At 36.7% G+C, this 22,238-nt stretch carries 21 protein-coding genes; 11 read left to right on the forward strand and 10 right to left on the reverse strand.

What is annotated here, in order from left to right; translation table 11 throughout:
* The first annotated feature begins 5 nt into the window (after positions 1–5).
* Positions 6–653: a CerR family C-terminal domain-containing protein gene (locus AOLE_RS10485; RefSeq protein ID WP_013198026.1), complete on the forward strand. Its 648-nt coding sequence runs from the start codon at positions 6–8 to the stop codon at positions 651–653.
* Here AOLE_RS10485 and lpxB read toward each other — a convergent pair.
* Entirely contained in the window at positions 650–1,825 is a 1,176-nt protein-coding gene (gene lpxB / locus AOLE_RS10490) for a lipid-A-disaccharide synthase (RefSeq protein ID WP_013198027.1), read from the reverse strand. The genes AOLE_RS10485 and lpxB overlap by 4 nt on opposite strands.
* Before the next feature lie 220 nt (positions 1,826–2,045).
* Here lpxB and AOLE_RS10495 point away from each other — a divergent pair, with 220 nt between their 5' ends.
* The 4 genes from AOLE_RS10495 to AOLE_RS10510 all read left to right on the forward strand — a co-directional run bounded on the left by AOLE_RS10495 (position 2,046) and on the right by AOLE_RS10510 (position 6,374).
* Positions 2,046–4,181, forward strand: coding sequence for a TonB-dependent siderophore receptor (locus AOLE_RS10495; RefSeq protein ID WP_023274247.1), 2,136 nt, complete (start codon positions 2,046–2,048; stop codon positions 4,179–4,181).
* Between the two features lie 66 nt (positions 4,182–4,247).
* Entirely contained in the window at positions 4,248–4,547 is a 300-nt protein-coding gene (locus AOLE_RS10500) for a hypothetical protein (protein ID WP_035331580.1), read from the forward strand.
* Complete coding sequence (locus AOLE_RS10505; RefSeq protein WP_013198030.1) at positions 4,540–6,096, forward strand: PepSY-associated TM helix domain-containing protein; 1,557 nt, start codon at positions 4,540–4,542, stop codon at positions 6,094–6,096. The genes AOLE_RS10500 and AOLE_RS10505 overlap by 8 nt, the downstream gene beginning before the upstream one ends.
* Entirely contained in the window at positions 6,093–6,374 is a 282-nt protein-coding gene (locus AOLE_RS10510) for a hypothetical protein (protein WP_013198031.1), read from the forward strand. Before AOLE_RS10505 ends, AOLE_RS10510 begins: the two co-directional genes overlap by 4 nt.
* Here AOLE_RS10510 and AOLE_RS19880 read toward each other — a convergent pair.
* A complete protein-coding gene (locus tag AOLE_RS19880; protein WP_081399155.1) occupies positions 6,349–6,465 on the reverse strand; it encodes a hypothetical protein in 117 nt (38 codons plus the stop codon). The genes AOLE_RS10510 and AOLE_RS19880 overlap by 26 nt on opposite strands.
* 61 nt (positions 6,466–6,526) lie before the next feature.
* Between AOLE_RS19880 and AOLE_RS10515 the strand changes: the two genes are divergently transcribed.
* Positions 6,527–7,414 carry a sulfite exporter TauE/SafE family protein gene (locus AOLE_RS10515; protein WP_013198032.1) on the forward strand — a complete coding sequence of 296 codons (888 nt, stop codon included), beginning with the start codon at positions 6,527–6,529 and terminating at the stop codon, positions 7,412–7,414.
* Positions 7,415–7,510: 96 nt separating this feature from the next.
* Positions 7,511–8,620 carry a 3-deoxy-7-phosphoheptulonate synthase gene (locus AOLE_RS10520; RefSeq protein ID WP_013198033.1) on the forward strand — a complete coding sequence of 370 codons (1,110 nt, stop codon included), beginning with the start codon at positions 7,511–7,513 and terminating at the stop codon, positions 8,618–8,620.
* 74 nt (positions 8,621–8,694) lie between these two features.
* Here AOLE_RS10520 and AOLE_RS10525 read toward each other — a convergent pair whose 3' ends face one another.
* The 8 genes from AOLE_RS10525 to ybaK all read right to left on the reverse strand — a co-directional run bounded on the left by AOLE_RS10525 (position 8,695) and on the right by ybaK (position 17,356).
* A complete protein-coding gene (locus tag AOLE_RS10525) occupies positions 8,695–9,438 on the reverse strand; it encodes an adenosylcobinamide-GDP ribazoletransferase (RefSeq protein ID WP_013198034.1) in 744 nt (247 codons plus the stop codon).
* A gap of 106 nt (positions 9,439–9,544) precedes the next feature.
* Positions 9,545–11,104: a histidine-type phosphatase gene (locus AOLE_RS10530; protein ID WP_013198035.1), complete on the reverse strand. Its 1,560-nt coding sequence runs from the start codon at positions 11,102–11,104 to the stop codon at positions 9,545–9,547.
* 124 nt (positions 11,105–11,228) lie between these two features.
* Positions 11,229–11,828, reverse strand: coding sequence for a histidine phosphatase family protein (locus AOLE_RS10535; RefSeq protein WP_013198036.1), 600 nt, complete (start codon positions 11,826–11,828; stop codon positions 11,229–11,231).
* Positions 11,821–12,876, reverse strand: a complete 1,056-nt coding sequence (gene cobT / locus AOLE_RS10540; protein WP_013198037.1) for a nicotinate-nucleotide--dimethylbenzimidazole phosphoribosyltransferase — start codon at positions 12,874–12,876, stop codon at positions 11,821–11,823. The genes AOLE_RS10535 and cobT overlap by 8 nt, the downstream gene beginning before the upstream one ends.
* A gap of 1 nt (position 12,877) precedes the next feature.
* Positions 12,878–13,396 carry a bifunctional adenosylcobinamide kinase/adenosylcobinamide-phosphate guanylyltransferase gene (gene cobU, locus AOLE_RS10545; RefSeq protein WP_013198038.1) on the reverse strand — a complete coding sequence of 173 codons (519 nt, stop codon included), beginning with the start codon at positions 13,394–13,396 and terminating at the stop codon, positions 12,878–12,880.
* Positions 13,384–14,010 carry a 2'-5' RNA ligase family protein gene (locus tag AOLE_RS10550; RefSeq protein WP_013198039.1) on the reverse strand — a complete coding sequence of 209 codons (627 nt, stop codon included), beginning with the start codon at positions 14,008–14,010 and terminating at the stop codon, positions 13,384–13,386. Before AOLE_RS10550 ends, cobU begins: the two co-directional genes overlap by 13 nt.
* Before the next feature lie 105 nt (positions 14,011–14,115).
* On the reverse strand, positions 14,116–16,263 hold the full coding sequence (gene mtlD / locus AOLE_RS10555; protein WP_013198040.1) for a bifunctional mannitol-1-phosphate dehydrogenase/phosphatase: 2,148 nt from the start codon (positions 16,261–16,263) through the stop codon (positions 14,116–14,118).
* 625 nt (positions 16,264–16,888) lie between these two features.
* On the reverse strand, positions 16,889–17,356 hold the full coding sequence (gene ybaK / locus AOLE_RS10565; protein ID WP_004792620.1) for a Cys-tRNA(Pro) deacylase: 468 nt from the start codon (positions 17,354–17,356) through the stop codon (positions 16,889–16,891).
* Between the two features lie 190 nt (positions 17,357–17,546).
* Between ybaK and AOLE_RS10570 the strand changes: the two genes are divergently transcribed.
* From AOLE_RS10570 to AOLE_RS10585, 4 genes are all read left to right on the forward strand, one after another.
* A complete protein-coding gene (locus tag AOLE_RS10570) occupies positions 17,547–17,849 on the forward strand; it encodes a hypothetical protein (protein ID WP_004792622.1) in 303 nt (100 codons plus the stop codon).
* 233 nt (positions 17,850–18,082) lie between these two features.
* The gene (locus tag AOLE_RS10575; protein WP_013198043.1) at positions 18,083–19,456 is read left to right on the forward strand and encodes an ABC1 kinase family protein; all 1,374 of its coding nucleotides are present in this window, start codon (positions 18,083–18,085) and stop codon (positions 19,454–19,456) included.
* A gap of 229 nt (positions 19,457–19,685) precedes the next feature.
* Complete coding sequence (locus tag AOLE_RS10580) at positions 19,686–20,969, forward strand: acyl-CoA dehydrogenase family protein (RefSeq protein WP_171056869.1); 1,284 nt, start codon at positions 19,686–19,688, stop codon at positions 20,967–20,969.
* Between the two features lie 23 nt (positions 20,970–20,992).
* On the forward strand, positions 20,993–22,198 hold the full coding sequence (locus AOLE_RS10585) for an acyl-CoA dehydrogenase family protein (RefSeq protein ID WP_013198045.1): 1,206 nt from the start codon (positions 20,993–20,995) through the stop codon (positions 22,196–22,198).
* The last annotated feature ends 40 nt before the right edge of the window (positions 22,199–22,238 follow it).

The following is a 22,238-nucleotide window of genomic DNA, read 5'->3' on the forward strand; positions in this document are numbered from 1 at the left end:
TAAATATGTCCAGATCTAGACGAAGTGATGGTGACTTAACCAAGTCCAAAATTATTGAGGCAGCAGGACCTTTAATTGCCCAATATGGTTTTGCAAAGACAGCGAACAAAACAATTGCTAACGCTGCGAATGTTGATTTGGCTGCAATTAATTATCACTTTGATGGTCGAGAAGGGCTGTATCAAGCTGTGTTAGTGGAAGCTCACGCTCACTATCTAGATGAAAAATATTTACTAGAACTTGTTGAAAGCACTCAGTCACCAGAAGAAAAGCTAAGCTTATTACTTGAGACCTTGCTGCATAAATTAACCGAAAAAGATGTTTGGCATGGCAAAGTCTTTATTCGTGAACTCTTTTCACCTTCTGAGCATTTATTAAATTTTATTGAACTTGCAGGTATGAGGAAATTTTTTCTTATTCGTAGGCTCATTAGTCAAGTTGCTGGTTTAGATGAAAATGATCCAGCTGTTTTGCCTTGTATTTTAAGCGTGATGACACCTTGCATGATGCTCATTATTGCCGGACCTAATGCTCAAGCACCTGAGCCGCTTAAAAATATTGCCCAGATGCCATTACATGATTTAGTTGAACATTTTAAAAAATTTTCATTAGCAGGATTAAAAGCAATTAGCCAATCAAATCTTAAAAATTAGCGATTCAAACATTGCAAAATGGCTTGTACCGGATCTTCTGTATTTCCAGAAATAAGCTGTTTATGCATGGTTAAATGTTGCATCACTTGAATTTGAGCTGTCTCAACATTCATTAGTTTTTCTATTTCAGTAGCTAAATGTTCTGGTGTTGCATCAGCCTGAATCAGCTCTTCAATGACTTTCTTACCCGCAATAATATTAGGCAAAGAATAATAAGGAATTTTCACCAAAAGCTTAGCAATTATATAGGTCAACCAATGCAATTTATAGAAAGTGACCATCGGTCTATGCATGAGCATGGCTTCTAATGTTGCAGTCCCAGAAGCTAAGGCAATGATATCACTTGCATTCATGACCATACGGCCAACTTTAGACTCACTATCTGTATTTTCTAAAATATGAATTACAGTTTTCAAATTAGGCGCTAATTGTTCAACACCCTGCTCAATCTGCTGTTTACGCGCATCGTTAATTGCGGGAATTAAAAATTGAATGTTTGGATATTTCTTATGCAGAATATTGGCAGTTCCAAGCAACATAGGCAAAAGTCGTTCTACCTCACCTTTTCGGCTGCCTGGTAATAACGCAATATGTTTTTGATTTTCATTAAGACCTAATTGCTGTTTGGCAATTTGGATTGGATTTTCAAGTGGCAATTGTTTAGCTAATGGATGGCCTACAAATGCTGCTGGAACTTCATATCGTTCATAAAAAACTTTTTCAAAAGGAAATAAGCAAAGTACTAAATCTATGCTCTGCTTAATGCCATGAACACGTCCTTGACGCCACGCCCAAACTGAAGGACTGACATATTGAACTGTTTTTATTGGAAGATTCTTTTCTTTAATACTTTTCGAAAGTCTAAGGTTAAAGTCTGGTGCATCAATACCAATAAAAATATCAACTGGATTTTGAGTCCATTGATTGATTAAACCATCACGTACAGCGAATAATTTTTTTAAGTCTTTTAATACCTCAACAATCCCCATCACAGACAGAGTTTCCATTGGGTAATAACTGTTAAAACCTTCAGCAATCATTTGAGGACCACCGATTCCCTCAAATTCGGCATCGATTCCTTGTTCTCGAAAACTACGCATAAGTTTCACACCAAGCGTATCTCCAGAAACTTCCCCAACTACAATGCCTATTTTAAGTTTTCGGTTTGCCAAGGCGATTTACCCAAGAATTTGAAATAATGCATTCTAGCATAGAGGTTTATCAATCTTGAACTTGATCGATATGTACTTACCAAAAGCAGTCACAGCACAAACTATCTAAAATTACATTCATTCACCATCTTTTAATCTAAATTAACAATGCAATTTGAATTGTAGCTTACATTTACAAACAATAAAATAAATGAGAATTATTTACATTATCTTTAATCTTATGAATATCCCACCTCGACCATTTAAGCTTACCGTAATCGCCTGCGCGATTTGTTATGCGAACCTCTCTTATGCTCAAGACTCAGAGGTACAATCTTTACAGACGATCCAAGTTAAAGCATCAAATGCTGAGCAGTCTTCTGAACAAACCAAAGCATATAATGTTAAGAACTCGAGTAGCGCAACCAAGCTTAATATTGAGGCTAAAGAAACCCCTCAAACTATTAATGTCGTTACTCGTCAGCAAATTGAAGATTTCGGACTTACCAGTACACGAGATGTTTTAAAAAATACTCCCGGTGTAACCGTATCTAATCAAGAAACTGAGCGAACTACTTATATGGCTCGCGGTTTTGAGATTTCAAATATATTAACTGACGGCGTGGGTTTTCCCCTCTCAGGTTATAACTATAACAATACGAATCCTGATACTTATTTCTATGATCGTGTAGAAGTCGTTAAAGGTGCTGATTCTTTAACTAACGCCTTCGGTGACCCGAGCGCAACAATCAACAATATTAGAAAACGCCCGACTCAAGAATTCCAAGCAAGTGGCGGTGTAAGTTATGGTTCTTGGGATACTCAGCGTTATGAAGCTGATGTCTCTGGCGCAATCATACAGAGTGGAAAAGTACGTGGCCGTATTATGGGCTATGAGCAAACTGGTGATTCTTACCTTAATCGATATTCGTCAGAGAGAAATGGTTTCGCAGGTATTATTGAAGCTGATTTGACAGATAGTACTTTACTGACCGCTGGTTATAGCCAAGAACAAAATAAACCCAATGCAAACAACTGGGGTGCTCTGCCTTTGTTAGATGCCAATGGTAAACAAATTTCATATGACCGCTCATATAATCCAAACCCCGACTGGGCACACTGGGATAATGAAACACAAAATGCTTTTGTTGAATTAAAGCAAAAAATTAATGATCAGTGGACCGCTAAGCTGACCTATAACTATCTTGATACCAAACATAATAGTCGTCTTCTTTATTATTATGGTTATCCAAAAGCTGATGGATCAGGTGTTTCTCTAACCCCTTGGGGTGGTCAAGAGCACCAAGAAAAACATGCTGTCGATTTAAATCTCGAAGGAACATATAAACTTTTCAATCGAGAACATGAAGCATCTTTAGGCTATAGCTATGTACGTAGTCATCAGCAAGATAAACAATCTACAGGAACGATTAACGATAGTAACGTCATAAAATCAACCACTACGGATTGGTCAAGTTGGACACCTCAATCTATAACTTGGTCAGATTTCACAGAAGCTGCAAACTATAAGCAGAATATTAATTCCATCTATGCTGCGACACGCTTACATCTTAATGAAGATTTAAAACTTTTACTTGGTGCAAACTATGTCCAAGCTGAAAGTAAAGGTGAAAGTTATGGTTCCCCAATGTCATATAGTGAAAGTAAAGTCTCACCCTATGTTGGACTAACTTATAACTTTACACCTGAATATACAGGTTATATGAGTTACACCTCAATTTTCCGTCCTCAAACTGGTATTGATAAAGATACCAATCAAGCTTTAAAACCTATTGATGGTAAAAGCTATGAAATGGGCGTAAAAAGTTCATGGTTAGATGACCGTTTAACAGGAACACTTTCAGTATTTAAAACTGAACAAAATAATTACCCTCTACGCAGCTCTGATGGAAATCCACTTAATCGAAAAGTACCAACCAGTGATTTAGAGTCACAAGGTGTAGAAGTCGGCTTATCAGGTCAAATCACAAATAATGTGAATCTTTCTTTCGGCTATGCTCAATTTAGTATTAAAGATATTAAGAATGGCGGCGAAGCAAGAACTTATAATCCAAACCAGACACTTAACGTGCTAACCACCTACACGCCACCAGTTTTACCGAAGCTAAAAGTTGGTGCAGGGTTACAATGGCAAGATGGGATAAAGTTATATGATTCAAATGTTAACAGTACGATTAAACAAGATGCATATGCTTTAGTTAATTTAATGGCCAGCTATGAAGTCAACGATCATATTACACTTCAAGCAAATGGTAATAATATTTTTGACAAGAAATATTTAAATAGTTTTCCAGATGGCCAAGCTTTTTATGGTCCTTCTGCCAACTATACAGTTGCTGTAAAGTTTAAATATTAATATCGTAGCCAATCCCAATTTAGGGATTGGCTTTACTTATTATTCTTTGTGTATGTGTCAGTAAAGATGTCCAAAACTGTAAATCTCCCAGTGTCATATCGTATAAAAGTTTTCTATCGATTCTTGCTAGTTTTCGGTATGGGCTTTGCCTGTATGGCGTATTTAAGTCTTGGACTCATTGGAATTTTCCTTTTGACCCTCGACAAAGCTGAAGCTATATATCTCGCAGCATTTATAGCAATTCTATTTTACGTCATCTTTGTGATTGTTGGTTTCTGCGTTCAATCACTTTTGAAACTCACTGGGCTATCAATTGTTTTGTGCGCCCTTTTCTTTTTTGTGACACGTGTGGTGGGTTATGCATAAAGGTATACGTCAATCTATGGCATGGCTACACTCATGGACTGGCTTAATATTTGGATGGCTCGTATTTGCTATTTTCTTAATGGGTAGCCTATCTTATTACCGCCACGAAATTAATTTATGGATGCAGCCTGCACTTGCACAATATGATGTAAAGCAAGATATTGCTATTAAAACAGCATATCATTATTTACAAGAAAACGCTCCAGATGCCAAATCTTGGTATTTAACAGTTGCTACACCAGAAAGCCCCGTCAACACTATGTATTGGGAAAAAGCTGACGGCGGTTATGGCAATACCACACTTGATGCTAACACGGGAAAAGAACTTCAACTTTCGGCAACTCTAGGCGGAGATTTTTTTTACCGCTTCCATTACCAACTTTTTGGCATTCCAATCATAGTTGGGCGATTAGTCGTATGTCTTGCCGCATTTATTATGCTGATTGCTTTGGTTTCAGGCATTATTACCCATAAAAAAATATTTACCGACTTTTTTACTTTACGCACATTTAAGTCTCAGCGTTCATGGCTAGACTTTCACAATATTTCTTCAGTCGTTGCACTGCCCTTCTTTTTAACCATTACATTTACGGGCTTAGCTATTTTCTTTTATTTATATCTACCTTGGGGAATGCAAAAGATTTACCCTGAAAACCCTTATCAATATTTTACGGAAATCCGCACAAAGACTGTACTTGAGAATCAATCAATTCAGCCTGCTCAAAACTTAGCTATTGATAAGCTATTGAATCAAGTTCAACAAAGTTGGGGTAATCAACCTTTATCAACGATTAGTGTAAAAAATCCGAATACCAATCAGGCGCAAATTACATTTATTCAGCAAGAAGACCGCTCTATTACTCGTAATCAAGCTCAAATTACATTAAATGCTTCAACCGGCAAAGTCTTAGAAGACACACGTAATAATAGCCCTATTGCGACATTGAATGCGGGTGTTTATGGCCTGCACATGGCAACATTTGCTCAACCTTTACTTCGTTTAGGATTCTTTTTCTCAGGCATTTTAGGCTGTGTAATGATTGCCTCTGGTTTGTTACTGTGGAGTCTTAAACGACAAATTCAAAATAAGAATTGTAAGTTTCATTTCGGGCATTACTTAGTTGACCGATTAAATGTTGCAGCGTTTGTTGGATTACCTTGTGCAACTGTCGCCTATTTAAGCGCGAATCGATTGTTTACAGTCACATCAACCACCATCAATTATGAAATTTATAGTTTTTTCTTAGTTTGGTTAATCAGCTTGATCATTGCTTTATTCACTAAAAAGCAGCATTTGTGGCGAACTCAACTTTGCGTTTTTATTATGCTTTGTATTGCACTTCCCATCTTAAATCTAAGTTATTTACTTAAACATGAGTATGTTCAAAGCCTCAGAGATTATTGGACCTTTGCACGTGTAGATGTATTTTTGTGGATCTTTGCAGCTTTAGCAATTTTTATATTCTGCAAAATTCAACCTATCCAGCATAAAGCTGTCGCAAAGATTCAAAAAAAGCTGAATAAACTAGATACTGAGGTGAGCTCATGATTCTTATAGCTTTCATCTTAATTTTATTAGGTATGTATTTACTATTTATGGCGAGCGAAAAATATCGATCGCCGAAATCAACAGGTCATTTCAAATCGTTAGCTCAAAAATATTACCGACACATTAAAATAGCTGCATTCATGCTATTTGGTTTATGTGCATTTATTCTTATTCAACACTATAAATTTTCAATTGGTTTTGTCAGTTGGTGGATCTTTGCAACGCCATTAACTTTTATTCTTATACTTTTAGTTAATCCTCTAAAGTCTTCAAAATAATCTTTTTCTTTAAAAAATGATGAAAAATAGAACAAGCTAAGCAATATTTTGATTGCTTAGCTTTTTTTTGCATAAGCAAATCATTATTCATGACAACTGTTTATCTCTAAAAGGAATAAGATATGTGCGTTTCGTGATAAGTGGCGATAAAGATGTCTGGTGCTTTTGAATTTATCTTAGCAGGTATGTTAGTTGGTTTCTGTGTAGGGATTACAGGAGTTGGTGGTGGATCATTAATGACACCAATTTTAATTGGCCTTTTTAGAATTGAACCTCATATCGCAATTGGTACCGATTTACTTTATGCCGCAATTTCAAAATTTTGTGGATCAATGGTTCACGCTAGAAAGCTCAATATTGTCTGGCCAATTGTTTTATGGTTAGCAGTAGGCAGTATTCCTGCATCTTTCGGTACCACATGGATACTTGAGCATTATTTAAGTCAGTCAACACACTATAAAGCTGTACTCACCATGGTATTAGGTTTTATGCTGACTTTAACTGGTGTATCTATCATTTTCCGCTCTCGTATTGAGAAGTTCTTTAGTCGTTTTAGAAGTAAAGAAGTCACTCAAACTGAGACTGAGCATTTAGCTATCCATAAGAAACGTAGCTTTATCGTGGTGATGGGTATCATCTTAGGTGTATTCGTAACGCTTTCATCAGTCGGTGCTGGTGCATTTGGGATTATGGCACTCGTGATCATGTTCCCGAACTTGCCAATGATTCGAATTATTGGTTCAGATGTTGTACATGCCGTATTACTCACTTTAGTGGCTGGCCTTGGACATATGAGTGCTGGTAACGTCGACTTTACGCTTCTTATGTGGTTATTGGTGGGTTCAATTCCTGCAATTATTGTTGGTACGCTCATTAGTTCTCGTATGCCAGAACGTTTAATCCGAAAAATTTTAGGGATTACCTTATTTGCCCTCGGTGTTAACTTTATGGTTCACCCAGTCAAAGCAAAACCGAAAGCACCTGTGGTACAACAACAAGCTGTAGTTGCCGAAAAAACAAGCAACTCAACTGAAAGATAGCAAAATCAATAAGATTTTTCCAAACTGAAATACCATGAGATGTAGGATTTTCATAATTATTTCATGGTATATTCAGTACACAAAACAACCTTTAGTATGATCGAACCAGTGACAGCAATGACTACACATTCAAATTCCGTTTCAAAGCCAGATATCGACGACGTTAATATTAAAAGCATTCAAACTCTTGTAACACCAGCCGAGCTTAAATCAGAACTTCCTTTATCTGATGTTGCTTCACAAACTGTTCTAAAAGGTCGCGATACCATTCGTAATATTTTAGATGGTTCAGATAAGCGTTTGTTTGTCGTTATTGGTCCTTGCTCTATTCATGATCCAAAAGCTGCTCACGAATATGCCGATCGTTTAAAAGCATTAAGTGAAAAGGTTAAAGATTCACTATATTTAGTTATGCGTGTTTATTTTGAAAAACCACGTACAACAATTGGTTGGAAAGGTCTCATTAATGATCCTGACATGAATGACTCTTTTAATATTGAAAAAGGTTTACGTATTGGTCGTAAGCTTTTGCTTGAATTAAATGAAAAAGGTTTACCATGTGCAACTGAAGCACTTGACCCGAACTCTCCGCAGTATTACCAAGACTTAATTTCGTGGTCTGCAATTGGTGCACGTACAACTGAAAGCCAAACTCACCGCGAAATGTCTTCTGGTCTATCATCACCAGTAGGTTTTAAAAATGGTACAGATGGCGGTTTAACTGTTGCAACCAATGCGATGCAGTCTGTTAAATATGGTCATAGCTTCTTAGGTCTTAATGAAGACGGACAAGTTTCGATTATTAATACGAGTGGTAACCCTTACGCACACGTAGTATTACGTGGTGGTAATGGTAAGCCGAACTACGATGCTGGCTCTGTTGAAGAAGCTGAAAATGCTTTAGCGAAAGCAAAAGTTAGCACTAAAATCATGATTGATGCGAGCCACGCAAACTCAAATAAAGACCCATACTTACAACCACTTGTTCTTAAAAATATTACTGAACAAATTTTAGATGGTAATAAGTCAATTGTTGGTCTTATGGTTGAAAGTCACTTAAAAGGCGGCCGCCAAGATATTCCTGAGAATCTTTGTGATCTCGAATATGGTAAATCAGTGACTGATGGCTGTATTGACTGGGAAACGACTGAAAAAACATTACTTGAAATGCATGAAGCTTTAAAAGACGTTTTACCAAATCGTTAATACATCTTTTTAAGAAGATCAATTAAGCCCTCATTTTTGAGGGCTTTTTTATTTTTCTTTGTCGGAATTCAACATCAAACTAAATAAAAATAACTCACCACAAAAGAAAAAAGCAGCACGGTTTCGCTAAGCTCAATTGCTGCCCCTACTGTATCACCTGTAATACCGCCAATTCTTTTAATAAACAGATGTCTTAAATAAACCAGGCTGATCAAAAAGCCAATAATGGCGATGAGCCCTTGCCATTCCCAATATAAAGCCAATAACAAAACTATCGCAGTTATTATCCATGAGGCTGTTTTAGGTAAATGATCAGTCAACGAACGACCTAAACCTTTTTCACGGACATATGGTGTAGTTAAAAACAAAATAGACGGCACAACACGGCCAAGTACGGGAACAAAGACTAAAAATAACGTTTGATGCTGTTCAATCAACACATAAATCAGTACAAACTTGAGCAAACAAATAATAACTAAACTTAGCACTCCAATTGGACCACAACTTGGATCCTTCATAATTTGCAAAGTGCGTAGTTTGTCTCCAAAACCACCTACCCATGCATCTGCCGTATCTGCTAGCCCGTCTAGATGTAATCCCCCTGTCAGCCAAATCCATAAAGTCATTATGATAGCAGTAAGCAAAATAACGGGTAATTTAACTAAAAGACACGAGATAAGAAAAAGAATGCCGCCAATAATCAGCCCGACCAGTGGATAAAACAAAATAGCTCGACCATTTTGTTGCGCCGTAGGCATTGTCTTTAGCTCAATAGGCAGAACAGTTAAAAATTGCAATGCAATCCAAAAAGGTGTCATATCCAAGTCTCTAACTGATCTATATTTAAAAGCAAATTGGATTATGAAGAAATAAAAATGGGAATAGCAATCCCTATTCCCATTAAAGACTTCAAAAACTAAAAATCTATTGCATTTGATAGCACTGTTTCAATTTGATGTAGTCGTAGTAAAAACTAGTTGGTGTATAACGTGCATAGTTACATGCAGATTTGAACAAAGTTTCTTTTTCGTTATAAAGCATTTTTACCAAAGTATTGCCTTGGCTATTTTGGTAAATATCCCATTGAACATTTGCCGCCATAGGTGAAACTACTTCACCACGCCATGCGCTAGTTGAGTAATTATAGGTCTGACGTAGTGGTAAAGGCTGCATCATATTATGTAAATCTAGGCTGGTTGCTAAAGGAATAATAATTTCAGCATGGGCAAACCGTAAAACTGCTTTGTAAGGCTGAGCTTTATTCACCACGGCGTCAACTTGTTGGAATAGGTCCTGTTTAAGTCCTTGAGCAATTTCACTCGTGACTTGATTTGACTCTGTAAAACTTGGACCTTTTTCGTAAAAATCGTTTGCATCATTAAATTCAGCGTAGAATTTCGCAGCATCTAACGGCATATATTTATCAAAATCGATACCTTTTAACTCATCTTTCATGCCACCAGAAATTGAATAGAGCTCATAAATATAAGCTGCAGCATCAACTGCACTGGCAATTGTATTTTTACCCTTACCTTTTTCTGTAATTTGCTCACCTTTTGGTGAAGTTATAGTAAAGGATCCGGTATTGCTAAAGCTATAACCTGTTGTACCCAGTTTTTTCATAAAGTCTGCTTTAAAAATCGGATTAAGTACAGTTTGGGCAGTTTTTTCAGCTGCTGTATTTTTTGATAACTCATCTAACTTTTGGGCTAAATCTTTATTATTTTCTTCAAAATCTTGATAGGTCTGACTAGCATTATAAATTTTTTGTTGACTAGCACTAAGTGGTTGAGTCAAGTCTTCATCTGCATTCAAACTATGAAAATAGAGTTTAAAACGATCAACACCACCATCTTCAACATTTGGAACGCTTTCACTCGATAAACTAGTATAAGACGTTGGCACAATTTTATCTTTAAGTTGCGGTTGTTGTTGAATGAGTTCAGCAGTGAAGAATTTAGCACTATCAACTGCACGATCTACCCCAGAACTTTGTACCAATATAGATGCTTGCGAATTTAAAAGACTTGGTAAGCGTTGTAATAAACGATCTGCAATGCCGCGGTGTTCTAAAATACCAGTCATGGTTTCATTTCCATAACCGTACTGGCGAATTCCTTCCACGCCATAGCCTAATAAGATATTGGCTTTCATCATTGCTTCTAAATCAGCACCCAATTGTTCACCTAATGGTGTTAAGGCATTTTCTGCTTTTGCCTGTTTCCATAAATTATAAAGTGCCAAATCATATTTCAGACTTGAGAGACCTCTTGAACCGTGACGTGCCACTAATTCTGTAAAAACTGGCTGGAACCCATTGGGTGCTGTTTCATAATTTTTTATTTCTTGTTGTGGTTGATAAGGTGTTTTTGTTTGATAATATTTTGATGAGTTTGTTAGGGCAGTTGTTTGATCATCATTATTGTTACAAGCCACAAGTAATAATGAGGCTGCAAGCACAGTCGTTTTAAATAAAATATTCATAAGTCAGATGAGTGATTAATAAGAAATGCCAATAGCTTAATTTTTGGCAATGACAGCTCTATTACAAATACTCAAATATTTTTATAAAAATAATAACTTACATATGTATAAAAATATAAATTTGCTATCTCAACATGAAAGTTAATTGACCATCTGTTTCAGAAAATTCGAATGAATATAATTTCCCAAGCTCTGCCGGCATTTTCAGTAAATCATCTAAAGATTGTTGCTTGGCTAAACAAGCCAATAGCTTAATTACACCACCGTGGGTAACAACCAATCCATGTTGCCAGTTTTGGTTTTGCATTTCTATGAGTAGTTCTTGAAAGCCTTTAAGAACCCTTGTTTGAAACTGCATTAATGTTTCTGCACGAGGTGGGCAATACTGACTCGGTTTTTGCCAAAAATTTGCCAGTAATTCTGGTGAAGTTTCATAAATTTGCTGAGTTGAGACGCCTTCCCACTCACCAAAATACATTTCTTTTAAGTCATGGTTTAAAAGTAAAGGTAGCTGAGTTGTCTTTGCAAGTTGCTCAGCAAAACAAGCACAACGTTTTAATGATGAACTTATAATGACATCCCATGACTGATTTGCAACTTGCTCAATGGTTGACTGCATTTCCTGCCAACCTTTTTCCGTTAACTCATCATCCAAATGGCCACGTAAAGTATGGCTATATTGACTCTCGCCATGTCTGAGTAAATCGATTCTGAATTTACCCAATTTTATCCCCGCTTACGGCAGCTTGAGCAAAAGTAGCCATTTGATTGTGTAATACACATGCCATTTTAACTAATGACAAAGCAGTACCTGCACCACTCCCTTCACCTAACCGCAAATTCATTTTTAAAATCGGCTCAGCATTGAGTTCTTGTAAAATACGATGGTGGCCATATTCTGCCGATTGATGGCCAAATAACATCCAATCACGTACTTTAGGGTTCATTCGTACCGCGCACAAAGCTGCGACCGAACTAATAAAGCCATCCACAATGATAGGTAAACCAATCTGTGCACATCGAATATAAGCACCTACAATTGCAGCAATTTCCAATCCACCAACTGCACACAATGTTTTAAACGCATCACCAGCAACATGTTTATGATGAAGCTCAATTGCTTGTTCAATTACTTCAATTTTATGTCTTAACTGATCGGCACCAATTCCTGTCCCTACTCCAGTTAATTGCTCAGCAGTATCATTTAATAAAAGACATGCTAAGGCAGAAGCAGAACAGGTATTTCCAATTCCCATTTCACCGGCAATATAAATATCCGCGCCGTCGGCTTTAGCCGTGTCTACACTATTTTTACCTAACTCTAGAGCAGCACGACATTCTTCAGTATTCATTGCAGCTTGTTTAGCAAAATTTGCTGTACCAGCTCGAATACAATGACGTTCAACGCCTGAGTATTGGTATGCTTCACCTACGGTACCGCAATCAATCACTTGCAAATGAGCTTGATGATATTTGGCAATTACACTAATTGCTGCCCCGCCAGTCGTGAAGTTTTGCAGCATTTGACGAGTTACAGCTTGAGGGTATGCAGAGATATTTTCTTCAACCACGCCATGATCGCCCGCAAAAATCGTAATCCAGGGATGGCTAACTTGTGGATGTGCATTTGACTGTAAACTGGCAAGTTTAACTGCTATCAGTTCTAAATCACCTAAGGCACCAGTAGGTTTTGTGAGTTGGAGTTGATGTTGCTCTGCTTGTTGTTTTGCGTCCAAATTTGGTTGCTGTACAGACTCTAACCACCAGTTCATTTTATTTCTCACCTTTTAAAATCATTGGAAAACCCGCCACACAAAACACAACCTTATCTGCAATTTGCCCTAGAGCTTGATGTAGTCTGCCTGCTTCATCGACAAATCGTCGACTTATCTCACCGAGTGGCACAACGCCTAAACCCGTTTCATTACTTACTAAAATAACTTCTGACTCAAGCGTAGGTAAAACTTTTAACAGCTGCTCACACTCAAGTTGTTGAACACTTTGATCATCTAAAAGTAACAAATTGGTTAGCCAAAGCGTTAAACAATCCACCAGAATAATTTGATTAGGTCTATCAATTTTTTGCAGAGCATTTGCTAAATATAATGGTTCTTCAACCAAAGACCAGTGAGCAGGACGCTGATTTTGATGATGTTCAATTCGACTGTGCATTTCTGGGTCAAGCGCTTGCGCCGTAGCAACATAAGTCACAGCTAATTGCTTATTTATTGCCGTTTGTTCAGCCAGTCGACTTTTACCAGAACGGGCTCCACCTAAAATCAGTTGCAACATGAATCACCTAAAAACAAATGCTGAGATGGATATAACTTACCTTGTAAAGTTTGAGCTTGATAATAACCAAACGTTAGATGCTCGAACTTAAGATCAAATTCAGCGTGTTTGTATTGTACAGGTAATTCAGAAATTTTATGTAAAATCAAATCACTACTATAGGCATTTTCATATAATCCCAATGTAATGTGTGGGCAATACTCTAAAGCGGCAATTTCATTAGAAACTAAACCTAACTTTTGACGTATTTGAGATAAAATATTTTCGGTGTCTTGGATTTCTACAAATAAAGCACTAGTAAAACTATCAATTGAACCAATTTTTAATTGAAATGAGGAAAAATTCTCTTTTCTTAAGATTTCTCTTTGCTGCTCAAATTCACTCAAACTAAAGTCATCACTATAGAGTTCAGTTTCGTGTGTTAAAAATCCACATATAAACAGCGTGATATGATATTGACGGCTATTGGGTTCTAATAAGAATTCTGAAAAATGCGCGCGCAAGGCATCTAAATAATCAACTACTTTTTGATCATTAATTTCTAAATACCATAAAGCATAATTTTGGCGCCCAAGATGCCATTCGGGATAATCCCGTATAGATGTTGGCACCATGAACGTCGAAGGTTTTAGCAACACAGCTTTAATTCAAAATCATTCAATTTTCATATTAAAGCACGTTTGCCTTTCAGTTGTAGAACATTAATTATTTAAACGAACTTAAGCATACTGAGTACGCGTACTTTTCGAGTTGGTAATATTCATGTTTAAAGGCTGTTTGCCTTGTTCAGAAAATAAATATTGAACTAATTGCGTTAACTCAACTTCAAGTTGTCTTTTTTGGGTAGTATTCATATCCATTTTTTGAATTTGCTGTTGTAAATGTTTGATTACATCAGCCTCTTCAATTTCTAAATATTGAATTGCATACGCATACCCTAGCGCAGCGCCTTTTAATAAGTTTTTATAAGGCAAATCATGACCTATATTCACCTCAATTGACGCAATTACTCTTTCATTATGAGTTAATTTGCGAAGTGGATCTCTGGCCACTCGTTGACAAGGGTCTTTAAAAGCATATTCACATGAGTCTAGAAAGCTTTGTGCCATACGATCCAAATCTTTTGCATAGTTAGGTAATACAATTGCAAGCCCTTGCTTTACTTCTCTAATTAAGTTTTCTGCAAATGCTTTAACTGAATGATCACCCATGGCAATACCAATAGATTCATAACCTAGTAAAGATGCGTACCAAGCAAGCATGGCATGCACGCCATTCCATAGTCGATTTTTGATTAATTGAATATCTGTAATCTGATTAACCAAGACAACTTGACGTAACTTTTCGAGTAAAGGGCTGCCTTTTTCTACATAAATTGGCATATCCGTTTCACTATGAAACAGAATTAGGTCCATGCTTTGTAATATATGACCTGGCTGGAAATTACGGCGCATGTTATCAACATATAAAGATGCCTGGTTTTGCTGATCTTGAGTCAGTTTATTGCAATCTTCAATTTCGACTTGTTCTTCATGCTCGACATCAGATAAATGCTGTTCAAGAAAGTGATGCTTAATGCGAAGTTGGCGATATAAATTTTGATTAGATAGCTTTGAAACCATGCGGTTTACAACAGTGTCGCAAAAGTAATGTTCTTTTAAAATATGCTCAGTTACATCTTCATCGTTAGTTAACTCTAGTAGAGCGTCTCTAAGATGCTTCATAACCAAATATTTCGCACCGACTTTATTTAAAATAATTAGAAAAGTTAACGGTTCAATACATGTTTCAAGTGGCGAGTTAAAACGCGCATATAATCCTTTTGCAATTATTTTTGACTCAACCTCTATAGCTTGCTCAGGTAAGCAAAGTGCAATCAAACTTGAATGTGTATACATCTCTAACATTTGTTGTTCATTGTCAGAATCAACAATAGTCATATTCTCAATACGTTCATCATAAGAAAATTGACCATAGCGAATACTATAAGTTCCAAATGCATTCACAGCCTCTCGAAAAAGACTATTACGTGTTGAAGCAATAATTCTCTTTGGTTTTGTGTACCCATCCCAATGTGACAAGATTTGCGCTATATAACCACCGCCAATAGCACCGAAACCATGTATTCCAACCGTCAGTTGATTTAGGCTTTGCGGAAAAGGCTCCTGCATATCTGGCATATCCATAACAGGAATAAATTGGTCGAGATCAGTTAACAAGTCATACATCTGATCATAATAAAAATGTGCTTTTTCCAGCATTTCATCATTTGGTTCTTTAATATCTTTTAATAAAATCGTCAAACCTTTTGAAGTGTGAGCCGAAGTTAAACCATTTTCAGAATCTTCAAACATAAGACACTGGTTAGCATCCAAGTGAAGTTGACTAGCAGCTTTTAAAAAGATTTCAGGATGCGGCTTTCCTTGTTCGACTTCATCACCACAGGTAATCACATCAAAAAATTTATAAACATTCGCATTAATTAAATATTCTTCGGCAATTGCTCTACGGCTTGAAGTCGCAACAGCCATTCTTAAACCAGATTTTCGTAAACGTTCTAAAACTTGAACTAAACCTTTTTTAATCGGTACACCGTGTTTCCGAATATATTCAAGTTCCATCTCATCAGCTTTTTTTCGAATTTCCTTATAGGGAACATTTACCCCATATAACCGTTGAGCCAATTGTTCAGCCGTAGTTGCACTTAAACCTAAACATTGCATTAAATATTCGTGTGAAAATTCCTGTCCAATGAGTTCTTGAGATGCTTGTTGCAATGTTTGAAACCGCAACCTCTCAGTATCAAACATTGTCCCATCCATATCAAAAATTGCTCCATGAACAGGTTTTCCATGAAAAATAAGCACGCTTTTACCTCTTTTTTGATCATGTTTTATTCAGGGTATACAAAAAATTGGTTTAAAAGGCAGGATATTAATAAATGAAACATTAGTGGTTATTTTTTAGTCAAAAATATAATAGATCTGTTACTGAATAGCGTTAATACTCTAAAAAGGTTGAACAATATGAATAAGTATGAAGCTAACTGTAAATACAAGAGTGGCAAGCCATCCTCGCTTGCCACTCTTGGTTTATTCTTTTTGTTGCGCTGATAGTATTTATTTTTCTTAGTTCCATTTACCGCTACTTGAACCTGCATATTTTTATAATGTCTCGCAGGTGTCATATACCAGAAATCAACTCACCTTTCGCTATTCTCATTGTTGGTGCTTCTGGTATAACTCTAAAATTCATAAGAAAATGAGCATGAACGAATAGAATATAAGATTGATATTACAACCAATGTCTTTGCTCCTTTAGAAAATAGCTATATCGCCATTAACAATAATGATAATCATTTTCATTTGATAGTTCAAGCTTTTTCTTCATTATTTGTGCTTCTCTCTTTTAAAAAAAGATCTGCAATAAAGTACTTTCTCAATACAGATAGAGAATCATGGTTAGTTCTTAAAGTAAGTTTTTAAGCCATTATTATTGATCAAGTACATCAACAAATTGAGCATTTAAAAGCTGAGCTAAATCTTTTGGATTTAAACCAATATCCAGCCCTCTTTTTCCACCACTTACATAAATTTTATTAAAGTTTTGAGCTGATGCATCAATGACCGTTTTTAATCGTTTCTTTTGACCTAAAGGACTAATCCCTCCTACTAAATATCCTGTTAAACGTTCAGCATCTTTAGGATTAGCCATCTGTAATTTTTTACATCCAAACGCCGTAGCTACTTTTTTTAAATTTAATTGATGATTAACTGGTAAGACAGCAACGAAATAATTTTTATCGTCACTTACCATTAGAGTTTTAAATACTTCGTTTACATCTAAATCTAATTTTTCGGCTGCTTCTAATCCAAAACTTTTAGCATTTGAATCATGTTCATATTCATGAATAGAAAATTCGATTTTATTACTTTTTAACAATCTACATGCAGGAGTCATAATAAGTGGTGTTATAGATGAAATTGTTTCGATTATAGTTTTTTTAGAAAAATTTTTAAATTTGCTTAGGCTATTTACAAGAGTTACATAAAAATTCAAACAGCAACTGAAGAAAAAATAATCTCAACTTGATATTCGTTGCTCGACTCCATATATTTTATTTAGATTTGAAGTCTGAGCTGACAATTTTATGAGTTATAAACACAACAATCTGATGGCTATGCGTCACCGTTTTTGGGATGAATCTTCAGATTCTGTATTAAATGAAAAGCAATTTTTGCAGCAGACGTTAATTGAACAAGGTATTTTTAATAATGCAACTCTTGATGATGTTAAGTACTTCTTTTACACCCTTCCTAGCATCATTATAGTAAAAGCTCATGCACTTGGTTTTATGCATGATTCAGTCAAACAGATGTTATTGCAACATATTCAGACCAATCGCCTGCATTTGATGCAGAAATCTGAATTAAAGATTCAATTTAAAATGTAATCCATTTTGTTATCAAAGATCTGTTTTATCTTAGTTTTACTCATCTGAATTGTTTTAATTTCTTAAATTTCCACATTGCTTAGGCTATTTAAGAATTATTGGAATAAAGATGACCATTTCGGCCTATCATTCAGTCTGAGAGAACTATTTTAATACGCTCAAAACATGTAATATTCGTTACAATTTTAGATCACCAGCGTTTGGCTGCATGATGCGCATAGGATTCTATTTTCATGTCAAATCAGAAAGATAAGCTTAAGAGTTTAAAAACTTCTTCCATGGATCGACGCTTATCAATCGCGAAAGCTTCTTTACTTGCAGGAACACGTTGGGCAACTGCAAGTGCCTCTTCTTTATTTTCTAATGAAGAAGAAAAAGAAAAGAAACGCAAAAAAGCGATGAGCGAACAAGCTAATTATCTGGTTTCTGAAATAGGTAAACTTAAGGGTTCTATTGTTAAAATTGGCCAAATGATGGCTCTTTATGGTGAACACTTTTTACCAGAAGAGATTACACAAGCATTAAATACCCTAAATAACCAAACCGTTGCCTTAGATTGGCCTGCAATTAAGCCACATCTACAAGAGCAACTGGGTGCTAAATTAAATGATTTAACGATTGATCATGAACCAATTGGTACTGCATCTCTCGCACAAGTACATCGTGCAACACGTAAATCAGACGGCTTAGAGTTAGTTTTAAAAATCCAATATCCTGGCGTTGCAAATGCAATTGATTCAGATATGAGCTTGTTTAAGAACATGCTTAAACTGACACGTATGGTGCCACAAACCCGTGAATTTGATCAGTGGTTTGATGAAGTACGTGAAATGATGCATCGTGAAGTTGATTATGATGTTGAAGCTGCCACTACCCGTCGTTTCGGTGAACGCTTAAAAGATGACGAGCGTTATATTGTTCCGACAATTGTAGATGAATACTGTACCAATCAAGTACTTTGCATGACTTTTGAACGTGGTGTTCCAATCAATAGCCCTGTGATGTTGTCTTTACCTCAAGAGCGTCGTAATCAGCTCGGTGAAGCTTCACTCGAAATTGCAGTTCGTGAAATTTTTGAATGGGGTGAAATGCAGACTGACCCTAACTTTGGTAATTACCTTGTTCGTTTGGGTAATGGCCAAGACGTTCAAGACAAAATTGTGTTATTAGATTTTGGTGCTATCCGTCAGTTTGATGAACATCTGTTAGCAGTTGCACGTCAACTCATTCAGGCAGGTTATCAGCATGATAAAAATGCGATGGTACAAGCCATGACTGGATATGAGTTTTTTGATGGAATGCCTGAAAGTATTAAACCAGGCATGGCCGATGTCTTTTTAATCGCGACAGAAGCATTTAGTACCCCTGCAAATAATCCAGATATGCCTGCTGGCCTTATGGATGAAAATGAACGTTATGACTGGAAGAAAAGTCAGTTACATAGCCGTGTCATGCAGCAAGCAAGTAAATCAATGGCATCACGTTATTTCTCAGTTCCTCCAAAAGAATTTATGTTTATTAGCCGTAAGTTTATTGGAGCCTATACGTTTATGACAGTTATTGATGCAAAAACAAATGTGCGACGTATGATTCGTAACTTTGCTTAATTTAATAAAGGACTAGAATGATTCCATGTCATTCTAGTCAATACCTCTCAACCCACCCAATCATCAAATAATTTTAAACAAATAAAATCAAAAACTTATAATTTTATTATTTTCTATTTGCCATTTATCTACTCATTTTTTGAATGTCAGTAACGACATAGTTTTTTAATATAAGGCGTGTCAGCATAAAACAATAACAACGTGTTAGGACACCATAATCATGACAAGTATGATCAATAAAGCTCAGGGTTTGGGTTTATCGCTGATCACCAGATTGGCTGGAAGCGATGTACTTGATCAACTCAAGTTACGTAAATTTGTTGAAAAATCTCTTTATCAAGGTTCAAAAGCTGGTTTTAAAGCATTAAGCCAGACTCAAAAAGCATTTAAACCAAAACAGATATCCCAACAGCGATTACCTCGCCAACAAAAAAATCTATTTGATTTAAGCCTAACTGAAGAACAACAAATGACCTCTGATGCAATGTCTCAATTTGCTCAAGAGGTTTTATTAGGATTAGCACATGAAGCTGACCAGAATGCTCAGTTTCCTGAAAGTCTTTGGCAATATGTTGAGGATTTAGGTCTTAACTACTATGCGCTTCCAGAGGCATTAGGTGGTGTCGCGACCGAACAAAATATTGTAAGTAATCTATTAATAGCTGAAAAACTAGCTGAAGGTGATTTTAGCCTAACGGCAGGATTACTCAGTACATTTAGCGTTATCAATGCAATCACACGTTGGGGTTCTGCTGAAGTTCAGTCAATTTACCTACCATGTTTTGCAGAAGACTCAGATATTACAGCAACCTTTGCAGTTCAAGAAGCAACTCCAGCATTTAATCCTTATGCTTTAAAAACAAAAGCATTACTTGAAAATGATCAGTTTTTTATTGATGGCGAAAAAACATTAGTAATTTTAGGTGATTTAGCTGATGTATTTTTAGTAAGTGCAGACTTTAACGGCAAACCAGACGTATTTGTCGTGCAATGCGGTGACACAATTTCAATTAAAAACACTTCGGCCATGGGTCTTAAAGCCACAGAAACTGCAACTCTTCGCTTTAATCACACACCTGCTCTACGCTTAGGTGCAACAGATTTTGATTACACTGCTTTTTTAGATTTGGGTAACTTAATGTGGTGTGCAATGGCTGTAGGTACATGTGAAGCTGTAAAAGCTTATTGTATTAAATATGCCAATGAACGAACTGCTTTCGGTGAACCAATTTCTCATCGCCAAAGTGTCGCTTTCATGATTGCAGATATGGCTATTGAAATTGATGCGATGCGTATGTTGATTTTAAATGCGGCAAGTCTTGCAGAGTCAGGCAAGCCATTTCACCGCGAAGCTTATCTAGCCCAACTACTTTGTGCTGAAAAATCCATGAAAATCGGTACAGATGGTGTGCAAATTCTTGGTGGACATGGTTTCACAAAAGAACATCCAGTTGAACGTTGGTACCGTGATCTACGCGCTACTGCAATTGTACAATCTGGCTTACATGCTTAAATGATCAATCAGAGGATACTTTAATGAATTTACAAAATCCTAAAAAATTCAAAATGATGATTGATCAAGCACATGATGTTGCGATCAATGTTTTACGCCCTATTTCTCGTAAATATGATAAAGCTGAACATGCTTATCCCAAAGAGCTGGATATGCTCGCTTCACTCATTGATGGTATGAATGAAGGTGGCGAAGGAATTAATGCTGGAGCTGCAGGTGCTGGAAAGCGCGGTGATACAGAAAGTGAAGGTGTTCGTAACGGAACCAACATGTCGACCGCTCTTGGAATCATTGAGATGTGTTATGGCGATACAGGCTTATTGCTGAGTATGCCGCGTCAGGGGCTTGGAAACTCAGCAATCGCTGCTGTGGCAAATGATGAACAATTGGAGCTTTTCAAAGGAACATGGGCAGCAATGGCCATTACTGAGCCAGGATGCGGCTCTGACTCTGCTGCGATCCGCACCACTGCAACCAAAGATGGCAATGACTATATTTTAAATGGTGAAAAGATTTTTGTGACTTCTGGCGAACGTGCAGATTCTGTCGTCGTTTGGGCCACGCTTGATCGCAAACTTGGACGTGCAGCGATTAAGTCATTTGTGGTACCTAAAGGTACACCGGGAATGAAGGTTGAACGTCTCGAACATAAATTAGGAATTAAAGCTTCAGATACGGCAGTGATTAGTTTTATTGATTGCCGTGTGCCAGCCGAAAACCTTTTAGGTAATGCCGAAGTAGATGTCGCTAAAGGTTTTGCTGGAGTAATGGAAACTTTTGACAATACTCGTCCCTTAGTTGCAGCAATGGCAATCGGTTGTGCTAAAGCTTCACTAGAACGTATTAAAGAGATTTTTAAAGATCAACTCGATCCTAATTACTCTACCCCCTACCTACATGCTTCTAACCTTGCAGCTCAAATCTACCGTATGGAAGCTGAGTGGGAAGCCGCTCGCCTACTCATGTTAAAAGCAACGTGGATGGCAGATAACAAAAAACCAAACTCTAAGGAAGCTTCTATTGCAAAAGCTAAAGCAGGTCGTGTGGGTAATGAGATCACTTTAAAATGTGTCGAATTGGCAGCAAGTGTTGGCTATAACGAAGATGAGTTACTTGAAAAATGGGCACGTGATTCGAAAATTCTCGATATCTTTGAAGGTACTCAGCAAATCCAGCAATTAATCATTGCCCGCCGAGAACTGGGTAAATCTTCTAGCGAACTAAAATAATAATTAAGGGAAATTTCTCCTTCTTTTATTAGCTTTTTAT

The sequence above is a fragment of the Acinetobacter oleivorans DR1 genome (genome assembly GCF_000196795.1).
GTDB lineage: Bacteria > Pseudomonadota > Gammaproteobacteria > Pseudomonadales > Moraxellaceae > Acinetobacter > Acinetobacter oleivorans.

What these genes read in the sequence shown, in the direction of transcription:
- AOLE_RS10485 (WP_013198026.1), top strand. Translation starts at nt 6, where the DNA reads ATGTCCAGATCTAGACGAAGTGATGGTGACTTAACCAAGTCCAAAATT.
- AOLE_RS10495 (WP_023274247.1), top strand. Translation starts at nt 2,046, where the DNA reads ATGAATATCCCACCTCGACCATTTAAGCTTACCGTAATCGCCTGCGCG.
- AOLE_RS10500 (WP_035331580.1), top strand. Translation starts at nt 4,248, where the DNA reads ATGTCCAAAACTGTAAATCTCCCAGTGTCATATCGTATAAAAGTTTTC.
- AOLE_RS10505 (WP_013198030.1), top strand. Translation starts at nt 4,540, where the DNA reads ATGCATAAAGGTATACGTCAATCTATGGCATGGCTACACTCATGGACT.
- AOLE_RS10510 (WP_013198031.1), top strand. Translation starts at nt 6,093, where the DNA reads ATGATTCTTATAGCTTTCATCTTAATTTTATTAGGTATGTATTTACTA.
- AOLE_RS19880 (WP_081399155.1), bottom strand. Translation starts at nt 6,465, where the DNA reads ATGAATAATGATTTGCTTATGCAAAAAAAAGCTAAGCAATCAAAATAT.
- AOLE_RS10515 (WP_013198032.1), top strand. Translation starts at nt 6,527, where the DNA reads ATGTCTGGTGCTTTTGAATTTATCTTAGCAGGTATGTTAGTTGGTTTC.
- AOLE_RS10520 (WP_013198033.1), top strand. Translation starts at nt 7,511, where the DNA reads ATGATCGAACCAGTGACAGCAATGACTACACATTCAAATTCCGTTTCA.
- AOLE_RS10525 (WP_013198034.1), bottom strand. Translation starts at nt 9,438, where the DNA reads ATGACACCTTTTTGGATTGCATTGCAATTTTTAACTGTTCTGCCTATT.
- AOLE_RS10530 (WP_013198035.1), bottom strand. Translation starts at nt 11,104, where the DNA reads ATGAATATTTTATTTAAAACGACTGTGCTTGCAGCCTCATTATTACTT.
- cobT (WP_013198037.1), bottom strand. Translation starts at nt 12,876, where the DNA reads ATGAACTGGTGGTTAGAGTCTGTACAGCAACCAAATTTGGACGCAAAA.
- cobU (WP_013198038.1), bottom strand. Translation starts at nt 13,396, where the DNA reads ATGTTGCAACTGATTTTAGGTGGAGCCCGTTCTGGTAAAAGTCGACTG.
- AOLE_RS10550 (WP_013198039.1), bottom strand. Translation starts at nt 14,010, where the DNA reads ATGGTGCCAACATCTATACGGGATTATCCCGAATGGCATCTTGGGCGC.
- ybaK (WP_004792620.1), bottom strand. Translation starts at nt 17,356, where the DNA reads ATGACTCCTGCATGTAGATTGTTAAAAAGTAATAAAATCGAATTTTCT.
- AOLE_RS10570 (WP_004792622.1), top strand. Translation starts at nt 17,547, where the DNA reads ATGAGTTATAAACACAACAATCTGATGGCTATGCGTCACCGTTTTTGG.
- AOLE_RS10575 (WP_013198043.1), top strand. Translation starts at nt 18,083, where the DNA reads ATGTCAAATCAGAAAGATAAGCTTAAGAGTTTAAAAACTTCTTCCATG.
- AOLE_RS10580 (WP_171056869.1), top strand. Translation starts at nt 19,686, where the DNA reads ATGATCAATAAAGCTCAGGGTTTGGGTTTATCGCTGATCACCAGATTG.
- AOLE_RS10585 (WP_013198045.1), top strand. Translation starts at nt 20,993, where the DNA reads ATGAATTTACAAAATCCTAAAAAATTCAAAATGATGATTGATCAAGCA.